General features: G+C 69.4%; 17 protein-coding genes and 1 pseudogene. 7 read left to right on the top strand and 11 right to left on the bottom strand.

Features of this window, described 5'->3' with window-relative positions:
* Positions 1-28 precede the first annotated feature (28 nt).
* On the bottom strand, positions 29-238 hold the full coding sequence (locus DNK52_RS14640; protein WP_110241776.1) for a PspC domain-containing protein: 210 nt from the start codon (positions 236-238) through the stop codon (positions 29-31).
* Between the two features lie 153 nt (positions 239-391).
* Here DNK52_RS14640 and DNK52_RS14635 point away from each other — a divergent pair, with 153 nt between their 5' ends.
* Positions 392-979, top strand: a complete 588-nt coding sequence (locus DNK52_RS14635; protein WP_110241775.1) for a 1-acyl-sn-glycerol-3-phosphate acyltransferase — start codon at positions 392-394, stop codon at positions 977-979.
* Positions 980-991: 12 nt separating this feature from the next.
* Here DNK52_RS14635 and DNK52_RS14630 read toward each other — a convergent pair whose 3' ends face one another.
* Positions 992-2,638, bottom strand: coding sequence for a bifunctional 3'-5' exonuclease/DNA polymerase (locus DNK52_RS14630; protein ID WP_110241774.1), 1,647 nt, complete (start codon positions 2,636-2,638; stop codon positions 992-994).
* A gap of 113 nt (positions 2,639-2,751) precedes the next feature.
* On the opposite strand from DNK52_RS14630, the gene DNK52_RS14625 reads away from it, so the two are divergent.
* Complete coding sequence (locus DNK52_RS14625) at positions 2,752-3,423, top strand: class I SAM-dependent methyltransferase (protein WP_110241773.1); 672 nt, start codon at positions 2,752-2,754, stop codon at positions 3,421-3,423.
* Positions 3,424-3,427: 4 nt separating this feature from the next.
* Here the strand turns inward: DNK52_RS14625 and DNK52_RS14620 are convergent.
* Positions 3,428-3,769, bottom strand: a pseudogene (locus tag DNK52_RS14620) (DUF2200 domain-containing protein).
* An 83-nt stretch (positions 3,770-3,852) separates the two neighbouring features.
* On the opposite strand from DNK52_RS14620, the gene DNK52_RS14615 reads away from it, so the two are divergent.
* The gene (locus DNK52_RS14615) at positions 3,853-4,059 is read left to right on the top strand and encodes a helix-turn-helix domain-containing protein (RefSeq protein WP_110241897.1); all 207 of its coding nucleotides are present in this window, start codon (positions 3,853-3,855) and stop codon (positions 4,057-4,059) included.
* Positions 4,059-4,589 (top strand): Clp protease N-terminal domain-containing protein, encoded by a 531-nt coding sequence (locus DNK52_RS14610; RefSeq protein ID WP_110241772.1) that lies wholly within the window; start codon positions 4,059-4,061, stop codon positions 4,587-4,589. The genes DNK52_RS14615 and DNK52_RS14610 overlap by 1 nt, the downstream gene beginning before the upstream one ends.
* Positions 4,590-4,624: 35 nt before the next feature.
* Here the strand turns inward: DNK52_RS14610 and DNK52_RS14605 are convergent, their stop codons facing one another.
* From DNK52_RS14605 to moeZ, 6 genes are read right to left on the bottom strand one after another with little or no spacing between them, the layout of a single operon-like run.
* On the bottom strand, positions 4,625-5,104 hold the full coding sequence (locus DNK52_RS14605) for a TspO/MBR family protein (RefSeq protein ID WP_110241771.1): 480 nt from the start codon (positions 5,102-5,104) through the stop codon (positions 4,625-4,627).
* Between the two features lie 10 nt (positions 5,105-5,114).
* Positions 5,115-8,429, bottom strand: a complete 3,315-nt coding sequence (locus DNK52_RS14600) for a UvrD-helicase domain-containing protein (protein ID WP_239455683.1) — start codon at positions 8,427-8,429, stop codon at positions 5,115-5,117.
* Positions 8,426-11,662, bottom strand: coding sequence for an ATP-dependent helicase (locus DNK52_RS14595; RefSeq protein WP_110241770.1), 3,237 nt, complete (start codon positions 11,660-11,662; stop codon positions 8,426-8,428). The genes DNK52_RS14600 and DNK52_RS14595 overlap by 4 nt, the downstream gene beginning before the upstream one ends.
* A 58-nt stretch (positions 11,663-11,720) precedes the next feature.
* Complete coding sequence (locus DNK52_RS14590) at positions 11,721-12,389, bottom strand: lysophospholipid acyltransferase family protein (protein WP_110241769.1); 669 nt, start codon at positions 12,387-12,389, stop codon at positions 11,721-11,723.
* 45 nt (positions 12,390-12,434) lie between these two features.
* The gene (locus DNK52_RS14585; protein ID WP_110241768.1) at positions 12,435-12,794 is read right to left on the bottom strand and encodes an MGMT family protein; all 360 of its coding nucleotides are present in this window, start codon (positions 12,792-12,794) and stop codon (positions 12,435-12,437) included.
* An 11-nt stretch (positions 12,795-12,805) separates the two neighbouring features.
* On the bottom strand, positions 12,806-14,005 hold the full coding sequence (gene moeZ / locus DNK52_RS14580; protein WP_110241767.1) for an adenylyltransferase/sulfurtransferase MoeZ: 1,200 nt from the start codon (positions 14,003-14,005) through the stop codon (positions 12,806-12,808).
* A 213-nt stretch (positions 14,006-14,218) separates the two neighbouring features.
* Between moeZ and DNK52_RS14575 the strand changes: the two genes are divergently transcribed.
* On the top strand, positions 14,219-14,857 hold the full coding sequence (locus tag DNK52_RS14575; RefSeq protein WP_239455681.1) for a TetR/AcrR family transcriptional regulator: 639 nt from the start codon (positions 14,219-14,221) through the stop codon (positions 14,855-14,857).
* Positions 14,858-14,920: 63 nt separating this feature from the next.
* Complete coding sequence (locus DNK52_RS14570; protein ID WP_110241766.1) at positions 14,921-15,136, top strand: DUF3107 domain-containing protein; 216 nt, start codon at positions 14,921-14,923, stop codon at positions 15,134-15,136.
* Positions 15,137-15,203: 67 nt separating this feature from the next.
* Here DNK52_RS14570 and DNK52_RS14565 read toward each other — a convergent pair whose 3' ends face one another.
* On the bottom strand, positions 15,204-15,905 hold the full coding sequence (locus DNK52_RS14565; RefSeq protein ID WP_110241765.1) for a ferritin-like fold-containing protein: 702 nt from the start codon (positions 15,903-15,905) through the stop codon (positions 15,204-15,206).
* A 192-nt stretch (positions 15,906-16,097) separates the two neighbouring features.
* Here DNK52_RS14565 and DNK52_RS14560 point away from each other — a divergent pair, with 192 nt between their 5' ends.
* On the top strand, positions 16,098-17,615 hold the full coding sequence (locus DNK52_RS14560; protein WP_239455680.1) for a DEAD/DEAH box helicase: 1,518 nt from the start codon (positions 16,098-16,100) through the stop codon (positions 17,613-17,615).
* Positions 17,616-17,696: 81 nt separating this feature from the next.
* On the opposite strand, the gene DNK52_RS14555 is transcribed toward DNK52_RS14560, so the two are convergent.
* On the bottom strand, positions 17,697-18,494 hold the full coding sequence (locus tag DNK52_RS14555; RefSeq protein ID WP_110241763.1) for a ParA family protein: 798 nt from the start codon (positions 18,492-18,494) through the stop codon (positions 17,697-17,699).
* Positions 18,495-18,505: the final 11 nt, after the last annotated feature.

Raw genomic sequence — 18,505 nt, 5'->3', positions numbered from 1 at the left:
GGATGAGATCGTGCCACAGGAGCGGCGCCTACTCGGCGGGCATCAGCACCCACAGCACCGGGTAGATCAACAACTGGCTGCCCGGCACCACCATCAGCACCAGGACGAAGAGCAGTCGGGCGGTCCAGGGCGACAGGCCGAAGCGACGGCCGAGACCGGCGCACACGCCGCCGAGGATCTTGCGGTCGCGGGGTCGGACGAGGCCTCGGTGGGCGAGGTTGGAGCGAATGTCGGTCATGGCCATCCTTCGGTGTCGGGCTGGTGCCTCCAGCCTGCCTCGCACCGACGTCACGGGCAATCGGGGTCTTCCCTGACCCGGCCCGGGGTTCTGCCCTCACCGACCCGTGGGTCATGGAGACCGCACCGCGCCAACAGCATTAGGGTTCGTGGCATGTCGACGACGATCCGCCGAATCCTGGCCCGCACCCTCTTGCGCCTGGCGCGCTGGCGCGTCGAGGGTGAGGTGCCGCGTACGGGCATCATGGTCGGCGCACCCCACACCTCCAACTGGGACCTGGTGGGCGCCCTGATGATGCTGTGGTCCCGCGACGTCAGCCCCAAGATCCTGATCAAGCAGGAAGCCTTCAAGGGCCCCGTCGGCTGGATCCTCAGGGCCACCGGCGGCGTCGCCGTCGACCGGACCAACGCCTCCGAGGTCGTCGGCGAGCTGGCCTCCCACGCGGCGCGCGACGAGTCCTTCGTGATCGCCATCGCCGCCGAGGGCACCCGTTCCCAGGGCACCCACTGGAAGAGCGGTTTCTACCGGCTCGCCCAGGACACCGGCCTGCCGATCTCGCTCGGCTACATCGACGGCCCCACCCGCACGCTCGGCTTCGGCCCGACCTTCCCCGTCACCGGTGACGTGCGCGCCGACATGGACCGGGTGCGGGAGTTCTACGCGGACAAGCACGGGATCCACCCCGAGAACCGCACCGAGCCCCGGCTGCGCGAGGAGCTCGCGCCTCCCAGCCAGGACTGATCCGGCACGCGATCAGCTCTCGGCCGCCCCCGGCTTGCCTGCCTCCGCGTAGGACTGCACGGTGGAGATGGTGAGCGGGAAGTCGATGTCCAGGCCACGGAAGAGCAGCGTGGAGGCCGTCGCCGCAGCCTCGGTGGCCTGCTCGGCCACGGCCTCGGCCAACGCTGCCGGGGTGTGGATGACCACCTCGTCGTGGAGGAACAGGACCAGGTGCGGGCGCGTCGTCAACGGACCGCTCTCCCCCAGCTGCCACAGCCGGTTGCGCAGGTCCGCGATCCAGCACAACGCCCACTCGGCGCCGGTCCCCTGGACGACGAAGTTGCGGGTGAAACGGCCGTACGCGCGCCGTACGCTGGCTTGGGCCTCGCGATCGGCCGGCATCGCGTCCGGGTTCTGCGCCCAAGCAGCGGTCAGGCTCGCTGAGCCTCGACCCAGCAACGTACGCACTCCCTCACCCCGCTCGCCCGCACGCGCCGCCGCTTCCACGAGACCGAAGGCCTCGGGGTAGCGCTGGGTCAGCCCGGCAACCATCCGGCCACTCTCCCCGCGGGTCGCGCCGTACATCGCGCCCAGCAGCCCGAGCTTGGCGTGGGTGCGGGTCGCGACCGCTCCAGCGTCGACCATCCCCTGGTAGAGGTCGGCGCCGCGAGCGGCCCGGGCCAGCGCCCGGTCACCGCTCATCCCGGCGAGCACGCGCGGCTCGAGCTGGGCGACGTCGGCGACCACGAAACGCCAGCCCTCGTCGGCCACCGCGGCGGGTCGGATCTGCGTGGGGAAGGAGAGCGCGCCCCCACCGTTGGAGGACCAGCGACCCGTCGTGGACCCGGCCGGCTGGTAGGAAGGACGGAACCGTCCCCCACTGACCCACTGGTCGCTCCAGGCCCAGCCGTTGGTCTGGAAGAGGTGGACGAGCTTTTTGTAGCGCAGCAACGGCTCGATCACCGGGTGCTCGAGTGCCGCCAAGGTGTGGTGACGAGTGTCGTCGACGGCGAGGCCGGCACGACGCAACGCGGCCAGCAGTTCAGGACGCGAGTCGGGGTTCAGGGTGGGAGCCTCGAGCAGGGTGCGGGTCTGCGCCACCAGCGCCTCGACCTTCGCCGGCCGTGCGCCCCGCGGTGGACGTGGTCCCAGGAGACTCCGCAACAACTCTTCGTGCACGTCGGAGCGCCACGGGACCCCGGCGTGGGTCATCTCCGCGGCCACCAGCGCACCCGCCGACTCAGCGGCCAGCAACAACCCCAGCCGGGTGGCCTCCGGCGACGCCGCCACCGCAGCCCGTTGACGGTCGTCCTCCAGGTCAGCGCGCAACTGCTCGACGGCGTCGTCGACCGCGAAGAGCGCCGGCTCCGCGCTCACGCTCGGCGCGAGGCGGTCCCAGTGGTGCGACTCGTCTCCGGTCAGCAGCGCTGGCTCGACGGCGGGTGCGGAACGCAGGATCTGGCGTCCCAGACGTAGGTCGTGACAACGCGTGACCCGGACGCCGGCAGCGAGCAGCGGCGGATACCAGCGAGCGGTGTCGTCCCAGACCCAACGGGGTGCCTCGGGCTCACGACGGCTGACGTACGCCGGCAGGTCTCCCCCCGCGACCACCTCACGCGCACCACTCTGGGCGACCAGAACCCGGTCACCGGGGAGTCGGGAGAGCGTCACACGGGTCACCGGACCACTCTGCCACCCCCGCTGACGAGGAGCCGTGCTGCCACGCTCCAACTCACATTGCCGTAATGGCAAGAACAGTTGTCAACTCTACGGAGGCGTTGCAGGCTGAACCCATGAGCGACCACGCGACCCGACACCATGATCATGCAGACGAGCAGCCTTCGCACGACACCGAGATGTTCGAGCCAGCCAGCTGGGAGGAGCGCTACTCCGGCGAGGAGAAGATCTGGAGTGGGGACCCCAACCCGCAACTCATCACCGAGGCATCGCGCCTGACCCCGGGCACCGCGCTCGACGTCGGCTGCGGTCAGGGCGGAGACGTCATCTGGCTGGCCCAGCAGGGCTGGCAGGTCACGGGAGCGGACTTCTCGACCAATGGTCTGGCCCGGGCGGCCCGCCACGCCGAGGAGGCGGGCGTGGCGGAGCGTACGCAGTGGTGGCAGGTCGACGCGCGCGAGTTCGACGCCGAGGGACGCACGTACGACCTCGTCACGACACACTTCCTGCACCCGCCGGAGGGCGGGATGGTCGAGGTGACCCGACGACTCACCGAAGCGGTCGCTCCGGGTGGACACCTGCTGGTCGTGGGCCACGCCCCCTCCCCGACACTCACCCAGGGGGACACGGGCAAGATGCGCGCGATGTTCCTCGCCGTGGACTTGCTGCCCGCGCTCCCTGACTCGTTCGAGGTGGTCCTCGCCGAGCAGCGACCCCGCACGGTCACCCGCAACGGCAAGACCTTCGAGATCGACGACTCGACGCTGCTGGCCCGCCGCAAGGCCTGAGGGCTCAGGCTCGCAGGACCTTCGCCATCGCCTTGCCCTTGGCCAACTCGTCGACCAACTTGTCGAGGAAGCGGATCTTCTGCATCAAGGGGTCCTCGACGTTCTCGACCCGCACCCCACAGACCACGCCGGTGATGAGGTCTGCGTGCGGGGTGAGGCGGGCAGCGGCGAAGAACTCCTCGAAGGTGGTCTCCGCCTCCAGGTGGGCCTCCAGCTCGGCCTAGTCGAAACCCGTCAGCCACTCGATCACTTGGTGCAGCTCGGCCTTCGTCCGTCCCTTCCGCTCCACCTTGTTCACGTAGTGGGGGTAGACCGAGGCGAAACTCGTGGTGAAGATGCGGCTCATGCGCCAACGGTAGTTCCTCGCAGGATCGCGCCGAGCGTCAACAAAGGTTGACAAGGGGAGAGATGTCAACCAGAGTTGACGTCATGAGTACCGAGCTCGTCCAGTCCGCCTCCGGCGACGACCCGCTGACCGGCCTGCGCGCCGTGAGATCCCTGCGTGAACTTGCCACACGACTTGAAGATCTCCAGGTCAGCAGGGCCCGCGAGTCGGGGCTCTCCTGGCAGGAGATCGCCGACGCCCTCGGAGTCTCGCGGCAGGCCGTTCACAAGAAGCACGGAAGGAGACGCTGATGTTCGAGAGGTTCAGCACCCCAGCGCGAGAATCTGTGGTCAGGACCCAGCAGGTGGCACGGAGCCTGGGCTCGCGGCGCATCGATTCGCTGCACCTGCTGCTCACGCTCCTGGAGGACAGCACGGACGTGACCGGGGCGCTGCGATCCACGGGGGCCGACCCGACACGACTCGCTCGTGACCTTCGGGTCGAGGTGCGACGCTCCGGTCTGGACGGGGAGGCACTGGCCGTCCTCGGGATCGACCTCGACACGGTGCTGGAGCAGACGGACCGGGTGTTCGGCGCGGATGCCTTGATCCGGGCGGGCACTCCGGCCGGCCACATCCCCTTCGCGAGAGACGCCAAGAAGTCGCTCGAAAATGCGCTGCGTGAAGCCGTACGACTGAAGCAACGCACCCTCGAGACACGACACCTGTTCCTGGGCCTGGTCAGGGGTGACAGTGCAAGTCGGCTCTGGCTCGTCGCGCAAGGGGTGGACGTACGCGCCGTCAGTGAGGTCCTCGGGGCGCCGCCTGCCGCATCAGCCTGACTCGGCCGAGGGGCATCAGAGCGTGGCCGTCCGGCTCAGGCCGTACGCCGGTTCTTGCGCCAGATGGCAGCGGTGAGGACCGTGGCGAACGACGTCCAGGCCGCGTAGGGCGTCAAGAGCCCTCCGGCAGCCGGGTGTGCGGCGTAGCCGCTGCGCGCCAGGTCGATGCTGCTCGCGGCCAGGGCAGCGGCAACAGCAATGGAGGGAGCCAACTGCTGCCCCTTGAAGAACGACCAGCACCAGCCCGCGTTGAGCGCCATGTTGAGCGTCAGCTTGCGCCGGTAGGTAGTCGCCTGCTGTTCGGACATGTGGGCCTGGGCAACACCCGATCCGACTGCCGTCTGGGTGTAGAGGATCGTCCAGGCGATCGGAAAGACGATCGGCGGCGGCTGGATGGCTGGTTTGGCGAGGCTCTGGTACCAGGCACTCCTGGTGCCCGAGGCCGTGGCAACTGCTCCGAGGGCGGCAGCACCGATCGGCAGGCCGACGCTGGTGACGATCGCTCGAGTATCCATGGGCCCGACCCTACGAGCCGGCGTCAAGATCGAACAGGGTCTCCTGCTCGGCCTGCTCAGCCCGCTCCACCTGCTCGTCACGCAGCACCGCGGCCAGTTCGTCGCGACCCGGCAGGTCGTCGAAGCGCACGGTCCGGCCCGTGCGTACGTAGTGGAAGGCGGCGTCGACCTGCTCAGGCGGCACTCCGTTGAGCTCGGCCCACGCGAGGCGATAGACCGCCAACTGGAACGGGTCTGCGGTCTCGCGCCGGTTGGTCTTCCAGTCGACCACCAGGAAGCGGTTCGGCCCACCGGGCGCTGCCGGCTCCTGGTACACGGCGTCGATGCGCCCCCGGATGACGTGCGCATCGAGCACCAAGGAGAACGGAGCCTCCACCGCATGCGGCGCCCGGTCTGCGAACTCGCCCGACTCGAAGGACTTCTGGAGCACGCCCAGGTCGAAGTCGTCCTCGATGTCGGCGTCGAAACGACCCGGCAGGTCGTCCGGGTCGAGCAGACCCTGTTGGCCGAAGCGTGCCTCCACCCAGGCGTGGAACTGGGTGCCGAACTTGGCTGCGGGCGCAGGTGGCCGGGGCATCGGGCGCAGGAGCTCCTCGGCAAAACCGTGTGGGTCCTCCCGCAGCCGCATCATGGCCGAGGTCGAGATCGACGACGGCAGCGGCACCTCGACGGCACTGCTGCGGTTGGCCCGCACCTCGGTCAGGAGCCGCTCGATCTCGGAGTCCCAGCGGCCGAGGGTCTCCCGTTCCTCGAGCCCCAGCTCGTCGTGGGCATCGGGGGCTCCCGGATCTGCGGTCAGGACCCTGCGGGCCGCCTCCTCGCGTCGTACCCGCTCGTCACCACGGGCGGTGATCGGCCACTCGAAACTGGTCGGGTTGTCGATCCGGGGGTTGGTCTCACCCTCCTCCGGGACATACCAGGGCTCGGAGAGTGCACCCCAACTGTGCTGCATCTCCCGGACGGTCAGCAGGTAGGGCGAGGGTGCCAACGGCTTCTGGGTGGAGCCCCAGACGTGGCTGCTCACGACGAACTCGTCCTTGGCCCTCGTGTACGCGACGTAGCCCAGCCGCAACTCCTCGAGTGCCTGGTGCGCCTTGGCGCGCTCCTTGAGCGACTCGGGTGGCCCGTCGATGTCCTCACACCGGTGTCCCAGGAGTTGTGGGACCGAGGCGTGGTCACCGCGCAGGGCGGCCGGGAGCTCGTGACAGACCGAGGTCCACTGCGAACGGAGCTTCGTGGTGGGAAAACGACCCTCGGCGACCCCGACGAGGAAGACGAGCCCGTACTCGAGCCCCTTGGCCCGGTGGACGGTCAGCAACTTGACCGCGTCGGACTCGCTGGGCGGCGCCAGGTCGAGCCCGCCGCCGTACTCGTCCTCGGTCTCCAGCCAGGCGTTGAGCGCCGTCAGGGTGACGGTGCCCTCGACGGACTGGAAATCGGCCACCGCCTTGACGAAGAGGTCCAGGTTGTCGCGTCGTGCCTGGGCCGCCGGAGAGGTGGAGGATGCCAACTCGGTGTCGAGACCGGTGACGTCCATGATCCGGCGCAGCAGGTCGAGCAACGGCTCACCCACGAAGGACCGCAGGTGACGCAACTCGTCGGCCAGTCGCGAAAAGCGGGCCAGGGCATCGGCGGAGTAGGGCAGGTCTCCTGGTGACTCCAGCGCCTCGTTGAGGGAAGCGACCTCGGTCGGGTCAGCGCCGGCGACGGAGTCGGACAACTCCTCGTCGACCGAGCGTTCCACCTCGCCCGGCCGCTCCCCCTGAGCCAGGTCCATCGACCGCCGCCCGAGCAGGGCGAGGTCGCGCACCCCGATCTCCCACCGTGGTCCCGCGAGCAGCGTCAGCAAGGAGGCGTTGTCGGTGAGGTCCTCCAACAGACTCAGCGTGGCGACGACCTGCGCGACCTCGGGCAGCCGGATCAGACCGCTCAGCCCTACGATCTCGACCGGGATGCGCGCCTCGGAGAAGTAGTCGTAGGCGTCCGCACCGTGCTTGTTGGTCCGCACCAACACACCGATGTCACCCCAGGCGCGTCCCGCGTCGTGGGCGGCCTGGATCTCGGCGACCAACCATTCGAGTTCGTCGGTGTCGGTGCGGTGGAGCACTGCTCGAACCATGCCCTCGGCCGCGTCCGGCTTGGCCTCCAGCGGCTCGACCAGGGTGCCCTCCTCCTCGAGGAGAGGGCGAGCCAACTGGTTGGCGACCTCGAGGATCCGACGATCCGAGCGTCGATTGACGGTGAGCGAGAAGCGCCCGGCCGGGCTGCCGTCCGCATGGGGGAACTGTTCGCGGAACTGCTGGATGTTGGCCACCGATGCGCCCCGCCAACCGTAGATCGCCTGGTTGGGGTCACCCACGGCGGTGACTGCGTGACCACGCCCGGTGGTTGCGTCGGGACCGCTGAAGAGACCGGCCAGCAGTCGGGCCTGGGCCACCGAGGTGTCCTGGTACTCGTCGAGCAGGACCACGCGGTACTTGTCGCGCTCCGCGGCACCCACCTCGGGAAACTCCGAGGCCAGCCGGAAGGCCCCTGCGATCTGGTCTGAGAAGTCCATCAGGCCGAGACGGGCCTTGAGGGCACGGTAGGCGACGACAAGGTCCAGCAACTCCTCACGCTGGTCCATCTTTGCCATCACGGTGCCCAGCGTCTTCTGCTTGGTGACGGTCCTGCCCCCGGCCTCGACCAGAGCTTGGAGCTCGGCCGCGAAGAGTGGGCGCTCACCGACATGGAAGTCACGGACCTGTTGCGGTGTGACGAGGTGTTCGCTCATCGCACCGTCCAGCGCGAGCAGCCATCCGATGACGGTCGCCGGGTGGTCGGAGAGATGCTCGACCCTGCCCTGGTGCTGGGTGATGACGCGTTGGGCCAACTGGAAGCGTGACGCGTCGGCCATCACGCGCAGATCCTGCTCGTGCCCGATCCGCAGGCCGTGCTCACCGAGCAGGTTGGCGGCGTAGGCGTTGTAGGTCGAGATGACGGGCTCGAGACGCTCCGGGGCCTCACCGAGCTCCCCCGGGGCAGCCTGATCCAGGCCTGCCCGGGACAACGCCTGACGGACCCGGTGGGACAGTTCCGCAGTGGCCTTGGTGGTGAAGGTGAGACCCAGCACCTGGTCAGGTCGCACGAGCTCGTTGGCGACCAGGTAGATCACCCGGGCCGACATGACTTCGGTCTTGCCCGACCCGGCGCCTGCGATGACCACGCCGGGAGCGGGAGGGGCGCTGATGGCGGCCCACTGCTGCTCCGACATCGTGAAGTCAGCCCGGGTGAGGTCGCGCAGGTCCTGCGGGGTGGAGATCCGACCGGTGTTGAGGAGGCTCACGCGATCACTCCTGCCGTGGTCTTGGCCGGGCACAACGCCCTGAAGCTGCAGAACCTGCAGTGGTCGCCGGGGGTGGCCACGAACTCCTCGTTGCGGATGACTGCGACGGTCTGCGCCAACTGCCGTTCGGCCAGCACCCATCCCTGCTCGTCCGGCTTCTGCGGCGCCTGCACCTGGACCTTGGGCCGACCGGTGGGCGACTTGCGCAGCTGCCACAGCTCCGCACCCCCGGACTCCTTGTCGGGTCCGACGATCTCGGCGAAGGCGCCCTGGTTGACGGCGTACTGGTAGATCCCCAACTGCGGGTGCTCACCCAACGACTTGTCCGTGGGCGTCGACTTGCCGGTCTTGAGGTCGACCACGACGATCTTCCCCTCGGCGTCCATCTCGATGCGGTCGGCAAACCCACGCAGCGCCACCTCGGAGCCGTCCGGCAGCGTCGAGATGAACGAGAAGGACGCTTCGGTCCCCAGCACCGTCCGAGCCGCTGGCGAACGGTGGTGGGTGAGGAAACGCTCGATCGCACTGCGGGCCTCGACCCGCTCCTTCTCCCGCGACCACGGGGTCCGGAAGGGAAGCCGGTCCCACACGCCGTCGACCATCGCCATCAGGTCGTCGACCTCGGCGTCGGCCAGCTCGCCGGCCGCGACGTGCTCGGCCAACTTGTGGACCAGGTTGCCGAAGGCCGCTGCCTGGCCGGAGAAGGTCGAGCCTCCAGCCTCTCGTTCGAGGAACCACTGGGCCGGGCAGGTCGCCACCGAGGTGACGGTGGAGGCAGAGAGACGCACGGGCTCTTCGGACGGACGCACCGGGGTCTCGTTGCGGGTGGTGCCGTGGGTGCCCCACCAGCGCACGGGGTCGGCAGCGGGAGCAACCGGGCGCCCCCCGACCTCCTCCCGGGCCAGGGCAGCAAGGCGCCGGGCGGCCGCCTCGCGCAGCGGCTCCGGTCGCTCCGGGTCGGCGACGGTCCGGCGCAGCTCGGCCACCACCCCGTTCAGGGTCAGGGGTCGGGTCGGACGCCCGACCTCGTGACGTGGCTCAGCGTCCTCCGGCAGCAGCTCCTCGAGGAAGCGCGAGGCCAACTCGCCGTCGTCGCTGCGCGAGGCGACCGCGGAGACGACCAACCGATCGCGGGCTCGGGTGCAGGCGACGTAGAAGAGGCGACGTTCCTCGGCCAGCAGGCTGGCTGCCGACGCGTCCTCGGAGAGGAGCAGGTGGCCGTAGCGATCTGCGGTCAACCGGTCGGCACCCAGCAGGGTGGCGCGCCGTTGCAGAGTGGGCCACACCCCTTCCTGGACATGTGCCACCACCACCAGCGGCCACTCGAGGCCCTTGGAGCGGTGAGCGGTCATCAGACGCACGGACGCGCCTCGGACGCCCTTGTCGACGAGGGTGTCGGCGGGGATCTGTTGCGCCTTGACCTCCTCGAGGAAGTTCTGGGCGGAGGTGCGGCCGCGCTGGTCCTCCGCGCGGGCCGCGGTGTCGAAGAGGGCGCAGATCGCATCCAGGTCTCGGTGGGCCCGCCGTGCGCCACCCCCGCCTCGCAGCACCATGCCTCGCATCTTCGAACCCCAGTCCGTGCCGGACCAGAGGTGCCACAGCAGCGCCTCGACGTCATCCCCCGACTCCAGCGCCCGCCCGGTGGCGGCGATCAGGTCGGCGAGGGCCCGCGCCTTCCGGGTCACAGCGGCCTCGAGACCGTCGAACTCCGTGGGGGCGACCAGCGCCCGGGCAACCAGCTCCCCAGAGCTCAGGGCCGGGCGTTGCTCGGCGACGGCGGCCGAGACCTCGCGCTGACGAAAGGCACGACCGAGGGCACGCAGCTCAAGGGCCTGCAACCCGCCCAGCGGGGAGAGGAGCAGCGACTCCGCGGTCTCGACCGTCGGCACCTGCTGGTCTGCGCCCACCGAGTCGATCACCGCACCCAGGGCATCGAGCAAGGGCCGCACGCCCGGCTCGTCGGCCAGGGGAATCTCGTCAGAGGCGACCTCCACGGGAACACCCGCGCTGGTCAGCAGGCGGCGCAGCACCGGGAGGGTGCTGCGACCTGAACGGACCAGGACAGCCATGTCGGACCAGCTGACGCCGTCCTCCAGGTGCGCCCGACGCAGCAGGTCTGCGATCCGCTCGGCCTCCGCGCGTTCGGTGTCGTAGGTGATCACCTCGACGCGACCCGGCGCAGTCCCTTCGGCGACCTGCGGCCGGTTGAACGCCCGGGCGACATCGGCGGGGATGGCCCCGGTCAACGGCAGCCGGCTCGAGATCCGGGTGGCGGCGGTGAGGATCTCCGCGCCGAACCGTCTCGTCGTGCCGAGGACGACCACCGGCGCACGCTCCCCCTCACGGGTGGGAAAGACCGACGGGAAGTCGAGGATCCCGCGCACCTCGGCGCCCCGGAAGCCGTAGATCGACTGGTGAGGGTCACCGACCGCCACCAGGTTGCCCCCGGCGCCGGTGATCGCCTGGAGGAGCGCAACCTGTCCGGGGTCGGTGTCCTGGTACTCGTCGACGAATACGTGTGCGAACTCCTGTCGCAACTCCGGGGCGTGCGCCTGGGCCTCGATCACCGCCCGCCGCACGAGGTCGGGGTAGTCGGTGGCTGCGTGGTTGTCGAGGTTGTCGAGGTAGTGGCGCAGGAAGACCCCGGCGGCCAAGAGCTCAGGAGCCTCGGGAGTTGCTCGCCCGAGCTCGATCAACTGGGCGTCGTCAGCGCCCTTCTCACGGGCTCGGGAGATCACTGTCGCGACCTCACGGGCGAAGCCCCGGGTGCCTGCGGCCACCCTCAACCCGGGTGGCCAGGGCAGCTCGTCACCGTAGGTCTCCAGCAACTCACGGATCATCACGTCGGCCTGCGGGGCGGTCAACACGCGCAACGGGGCGGTGTAGAGCTCGGCCGGGGTGAACCTGCGCACCAGCGCGTAGGCAAACGAGTGAAAGGTCATGGACAACGGGCTCGCGACCGTGCGCCCCAGCCGGGACGAGACCCGGTCGCGCAGTTGTTCGGCGGCCTTGCGCGAGAAGGTCAGCGCCAGCACGGAGGCCGGGTCGGCACCACGCGCGTCGATCCGCTCGACGATGGCCTCCACCAAGGTGGTGGTCTTCCCGGTCCCCGGGCCGGCCAGCACGAGCAGTGGACCGCCCCGGTGGTCGACGACCGACTGCTGGGCAGCGTCCAACGCCGGCACTGCGACGACGGCCTCGGGCGGGCGGACCAGACGGACCTGGGAACTCATGGGGACAGCCCATCACAGGGCGCCGACAACCAACCCCGAACGCCCACCCCGGGAGCGCTCAGAGGTCCATGGGGCGGTCGTTGTAGACGCCCGCCGGCTCCTGTCCGCTCAGTTCCTGGATGCGCGCCATCACGGTGTCGGTCACTTCGCGTCGCAACTTGCCCAGGGGCGCGGTGCCGATCCGGCCGGAGAAGTCGAGGGGCTCGCCGAACTGCACGGTGACCTCGGCCAGACGGGGCAGCCTGGCTCCGACCGGTTGGATCGCCTCGGTGCCGCGCAGGCCGATCGGCACGACCGGCGCACCGGCCGTGAGAGCCAGGTGCCCCACGCCCGTACGTCCTCGGTAGAGCCGCCCGTCACGACTGCGGGTGCCCTCGGGATAGATCCCGAACGCCTCACCCCGACCGAGCACCTCGAGGGCGGTCTGCAGACTGTCGAGGGCTGCCTTGGTGTCGTCACGGTCCACCGGCAGCATGCCGAGCCCTTCGAACCAGGCCTTGGTCAGTCGCCCCTTCAGCCCTGGGCCCTCGAAGTAGTCCGACTTGGCCAGGAAGACCACCCTGCGTGGCACCAGCACCGGGATCACGACGGAGTCGACGAAGCTGAGGTGGTTGCTGGCCAGGATCACCGGGCCCTCGGCGGGGACGTGCTCCAGGCCGATCACCTCGGGGCGCCACACGGCCCGTGCCAGCGGCGGAACGGCTCGATGGAGCACCTCGTAGAGCATGCGCGCATTCTCGCGCAGCAGCTTGGTCCCCCACAGGTCCGGGCGCTACCCACCGGTTCGGTCGGCGCCCGGGACAGGTACGACGAAGGCCACCCCGAGGTCGACACGGCCGCCTTCGCGCAGGGGCGTGCCCTCCTCCAACCATGCCACCCGGGCGAGCTCCGCCTTGTGCGGCGCCATCGATCCGTCGGCACGCACCACCCGCCACCAGCAGACCGATGCACCGTCACGCCTCATCACCGAGGCGACCACGCGCGGTCCTCCGCGACCCACCACCGCACCCACTGCCTCAGCCACGGCGCCGTACGTCGTCACCCGTCCGCGCGGCACGCTCTCGACACAGCGCAGGACCAGCTCCGCATAGCCGTCAGGGCCTGCGTACGCTCCGGGGTCCACCGCCGTCATGACCGCTGCGGTCAGTAGGCCGGCTGGCTCGGGTCGATGAGGTTGACCCACGCTGCCGAACCGCCGCCCACGTGGACCGCATCGGAGTAACCGGCGCCCTTCACGACGGCCAGGCACTCCGCAGACCGGACCCCGGTCTTGCAGTAGAGGATGACCTGCTTGTCGGCGGGGAGCTGCTCCAACGCGCTGCCGTTGAGGAAGTCCCCGCGCGGGATCAGCACCGATTCGGGGATCAGGTTGATCTCACGCTCGTTGGGGTCGCGCACGTCGACCAGCACGAAGTCACGCTCGCCGCGGGTCCGTTCGGCCATCAACGTCTCGAGCTGGCGCACCGAGATGGTCGAGTCGGCAGCGGCATCGGCTGCCTCGTCGGAGATCGCGCCGCAGAAGGCGTCGTAGTCGATGAGGTCGGTGACGGTCGGGTTCTCGCCGCAGAGCGCGCAGTTGGGGTCCTTGCGGACCTTGAGCTTGCGGTACTCCATCTCCAGCGCGTCGTAGATCATCAGCCGGCCGACCAGCGGTTCGCCGGCACCGGTGAGCAGCTTGATCGCCTCGGTCGACTGGATCGACCCGACCGAGGCGCAGAGCACGCCCAGGACACCACCCTCGGCGCAGGACGGCACCATGCCGGGCGGCGGCGGCTCGGGGTAGAGGCAGCGGTAGCACGGAGCGTCAGGAGCGAGCCGCGGCGCGAAGACGGAGGCCTGGCCGTCGAAGCGGTAGATCGAGCCCCAGACGTAGGGAATGCCCAGGAAGTAGGCGGCGTCGTTGACCAGGTAACGGGTGGCGAAGTTGTCGGTGCCGTCGACGATCAGGTCGTAGCCGGCGAAGACGTCGCGCACGTTGTCGTTGTCGAGCCGGGTGTTGTGCACGACCACGTCGACGAGCGGGTTGATCTCGGCGATCGAGTCCCGCGCCGACTCGGCCTTGGGGCGGCCGATGTCGGACTGGCCGTGGATCACCTGGCGCTGGAGGTTGGACTCGTCCACCTCGTCGAACTCGACGATGCCGATCGTGCCGACGCCGGCCGCCGCCAGGTACAGCAGAGCGGGTGAGCCGAGTCCCCCTGCGCCGATGACCAGGACACGGGCGTTCTTCAGCCGCTTCTGACCCGTCATGCCGATGTCCGGGATGATCAGGTGCCGGCTGTAGCGGCGGACCTCGTCGACGGTGAGCTCAGCTGCCGGCTCGACCAGCGGGGGGAATGACACAGGGGCTCCTCGGGTCTGTTCGCGGGTGCTCCGGGGAGCAGCAGGCGGTGGCGTACAGGGGCTCAACGCCGTGGTCCTGACCCATTGTTCCCCCCGACCGGACACCGCAGCACGCACGGGTGTGCCGATGAAGCCGCCAAAAGAGGTCAGGCGGTCGCACACATGGAGGTTCCGGACCAGTAACATCGACATCCACACATCAGGAGGACTGCCTTGAGCGTTGGACGGTACGAAGTGGATCCACGCCCGAAGGGCGCCCGCATGCCCCGCCGGGAGCGACGCGCGCAGTTGCTCTCCTCAGCGCTCGAGGTCTTCGTCGCCCACGGATACCACTCCGCAGCCATGGACGACATCGCCGATCGGGCGGGCGTCTCCAAGCCGGTGCTCTACCAGCACTTCCCCGGCAAGCTCGAGCTCTACATGGCGCTGCTGGACCAGTCCTGCGACGCCATCACCGAGTCGATCCGGACCGCCCTGGCCTCGACGCAGGACAACAAGGAGCGGGTGGCGGCCGCCATCGCAGCGTTCTACGAGTACGTCGCCAACGACTCCGGTGCGTTCCGCCTCGTCTTCGAGTCCGACCTCACCAACGAACCGGCCGTGCGCGAGCGCGTCGACCGCGTCACCGACGACTGCGCCGCCGAGATCGCCGAGGTGATCCAGCAGGACACCGGGCTCCCCCGCGAAGCCTGCCTGCTGCTCGCAGTCTCCCTGGTGGGAATGGGACAGGTCAGCGCCCGGTTCTGGTTGTCGGGCTCCGGCGCCGACGGCACCATCTCCCAGGCCAACGCTGCGGCCCTCGTGGCTGGCCTCGCCTGGCGTGGTATCCGCGGCTACCCCAAGGAAGCCTGACCCCACACCGCTCGAACGATCCATCCGCGCACTGCGGCAACCGCACCAGAAGGAGGACCTCACATGGAGGTCAAGATCGGCATCCAGCACTCCCCCCGCGAGATCGTCGTCGACGTCGACGGCAGCCAGGAGGAGATCGCAGACAAGGTCTCGGCTGCTGTGGGTGGCGGGACCCTGTCCCTGACCGACACCAAGGGTCGCGTCGTGCTCGTGCCCGGCGACCGCATCGCCTACGTCGAACTGGGCAAGGCCAACGCCGGGACCGTCGGCTTCCGCTGACCCCGCGTCACCACGTACGAAGAGGCCCCCATCCGCTGCGGCGGGCGGGGGCCTCTTCGCGTACGGCTCAGGCCTCCAGGCCGAGCTCTGCCATCCGTTCGGTGTGGCGTTCGGTGAGTCGGGTGAACATCCGGCCGATGGCGGCGAGGTCCATCCCGGGGCGATCGACACCACCGGCCAGCAGGGCGGTCATCGCGTCTCGTTCGGCCGCGACCCGCTGGGCCTGGATGAGGGCCTCCCCCATCAACCGTCGCCCCCACAGGGCGAGTCGTCCGCCGAGGCGGTGGTCGCGTTCGATCGCCTCGCGCACCTTCTCCACCACGAACGCCGAGTGTCCGGAGTCGGAGAGGGTCTCGGTGATCAAGGCCCTGGTCTCAGGGTCGAGGTAGGCGGCGACCTCACGGTAGAAGTCGCTGGCCAGGCCGTCGCCGACGTAGACCTTGACGAGGCCCTCGTACCAGTCGGACGGCGCAGAGTGCTCATGGAACGCGTCGAGCGCGGCCCGGAAGGGCTCCATGGCCAGGACCGGATCTGCGCCGAGAGCGGTGAGCCGCGCGTTGAGGGTCAGCAGGTGACCGAACTCCGAAGCAGCCATGGCCGACAGCGCGATCTTGTCGGCGATGCCGGGGGCCATCTTCGCGTCCTCGGCGAGGCGCTCGAAGGCAGCCAGCTCGCCGTAGGCGATCGCACCCAGAAGATCGATCACGGCCTCCTTGTAGGCCGAGTCGGCGAAAGCACCCTGACCGGCGCCAGGCTGTGATTCAGTCATGGCATGACCCTACCGATAGAGTGAGGTACGACATGCGCTCGCCCAGACGTGCGCGGTCACCATTTCCACATGGACCGGTGAAAGACCGTCCATGGCATGTGCGCGGCAGAACGCCGGGCCCGGAGCCCCACAGGCTCCCCGCCCAGTCGAGTCAGCCGCAAGTGCAAACTTCGACGAAAGCGAAATCCACGCGTGACCACCTTCCGTGACCTCGGGGTACACCCCGAAATCTGTGATGCCCTCGAACGCACCGGCATCACCACCCCCTTCGCCATCCAGGAGATGACCCTCTCGGTCGCCCTGGTCGGCACCGACCTGATCGGTCAGGCCCGTACGGGCACCGGCAAGACCCTGGCCTTCGGCATCCCCGTGCTGCAGCGCTCGGTCTCCCCCAAGGACCCCGACTACTCCGAGATCCCCCAGGGCAAGCCCCAGGCCCTCGTCGTCGCCCCGACCCGTGAGCTCGCGCTCCAGGTCTCCTCGGACCTGCAGATCGCCGGCGCCGACCGTGGCCTGCGGATCCTCACCGTCTACGGCGGTGTCGCCTACGAGGGTCAGCTCGAGGCCCTCGAGGCCGGCGTCGACGTCGTCGTCGGCACCCCCGGGCGTCTGATCGACCTCGCGAACCGCAAGGTGCTCGACCTCTCCCACGTGCACGCCCTGGTCCTGGACGAGGCCGACGAGATGCTCGACCTGGGCTTCCTGCCCGACGTCGAGCGACTTCTCTCGCTCACCCCGGAGACCCGCCAGACCATGCTCTTCTCGGCAACCATGCCGTCGGCCATCGTCTCGCTGGCCCGCACGCACATGCGCCACCCGATGAACATCCGCGCCGAGTCCTCCTACGAGAACGCGACCGTGCCGCTCACGGCCCAGTTCGTCTACCAGGCGCACGACCTGGACAAGCCCGAGATGATCGGCCGTCTCCTGCAGTCGGAGACGATCGAGAAGATGGTCGTCTTCACCCGGACCAAGCGTCAGTCGCAGCGGGTGGCCGACGACCTCGTCGAGCGCGGCTTCAAGGCCGCGCCCCTGCACGGCGACATGGCCCAGGTGGCCCGCGAGAAGGCGATGACCAAGTTCCGCGAGGACAAGCTCCAGGTCCTCGTCGCGACCGACGTCGCTGCCCGCGGCATCGACGTCCGCGGAGTCTCGCACGTCATCAACTACACGTGCCCCGAGGACGACAAGACCTACGTCCACCGCATCGGTCGCACCGGACGCGCGGGGGCCTCCGGCATCGCGATCACCTTCGTCGACTGGGCCGACATCCAGCGCTGGAAGATGATCAACAAGACCCTCGACCTGCCGTTCGACGAGCCGGTGGAGACCTACTCCAGCTCCGAGCACCTCTACAAGGAGCAGGGCATCGCGCCCGGCACCAAGGGACGCATCGTCCCCGAGGCGCCGCGTGAGCCGCGCAAGAGCGACCGTTCGCGCTCGGACCGTCCCGGAACGGACCGTTCCGGTACGGACCGTCCCCGCACTGAGCGTGCTCCGCGCGAACGCAACCGGACCCGCACTCGCAACAGCGGGACCGACACCAACACCGAGGCCAGGGCTGCGGCTCCCGCTGGTGTGGAGGCTGCTGCGACCGGTCCCGCCGTCGAGGGCGAGGCCAAGCCGCGTCGCCGCCGCCGTCGTCGCTCAGGCGGTGGCTCGGGCGAGGGCAGCGGAACGTCGGCCGCGCCCGCCAGCACCGACAGCTGACTTCCTGACGTACGGAGAACCCCCGATCGCCGCACAGCGCTCGGGGGTTTCGTACGTCCGGACCCGGCGGGGCCGGTCGCCTCAGGACTTCTTGCGGCGGCGACGGCGCCCCGCACGCTCGCGTGCCACCAGGCCCTCGGCCACCTCGCGGTAGGCTTGTGCACCCTTGCTGGTGCGTGCCGTGCTCAGGATGGACCGCCCTGCCGCCGGCGCCTCGGCGAACTTGATCGTCTTGGGGATCGACGGAGTGATCACCTCGAGGTCGTACGTCTCCGCGATGTTCTCCAGGACGGCACGCGCATGTGTCGTGCGACCGTCGTACATGGTCGGGAGCACGCCCCAGTTCTGCAGGTCGGCATTGGTGTGCTGACGTACGTCGTGCAGGGTGTCGAGGAGTTGACCGACGCCGCGGTGAGCCAGGGTCTCGCACTGCAGGGGGATGATCACGGCGTCCGCCGCGGTCAACGCGGCCACCGTCAGCACACCCAGCGTGGGTGGGCAGTCGAGGATCACCCAGTCGTAGGTGATCTGTTGGGCCGCCAACGTCTCGAGGATGGTGCGGACCAACTTCTCGCGGCCCACGACACCGGCGAACTCGGTCTCCACTCGGGCCAACTCGATCCCGGCAGGCAGCAGGTCAGGGCCGTCCTCGGTGCCGACCAGGGCCTGGGCAGCGCTCGCGTTGCCGACGATCACGTCGTGGACCGTGACGTCGAGGTCCTCGGGGTCGACCCCGAGCGAGAAGGTCAGGGACCCCTGTGGATCGAGGTCGACCAGCAGGACGGAGTGGCCCAGCTCCGACAGGGCCGCCCCGAGTGAGACGACGGACGTGGTCTTGGCCACGCCGCCTTTCTGGTTTGCTAGCGCAAGTGTCGTCATGGCAGTCACAT

Source organism: Nocardioides gilvus, from assembly GCF_003194605.1.
GTDB classification, from domain to species: Bacteria; Actinomycetota; Actinomycetes; order Propionibacteriales; family Nocardioidaceae; genus Nocardioides; species Nocardioides gilvus.
This window is presented reverse-complemented; position numbering and strand designations above follow the sequence as displayed.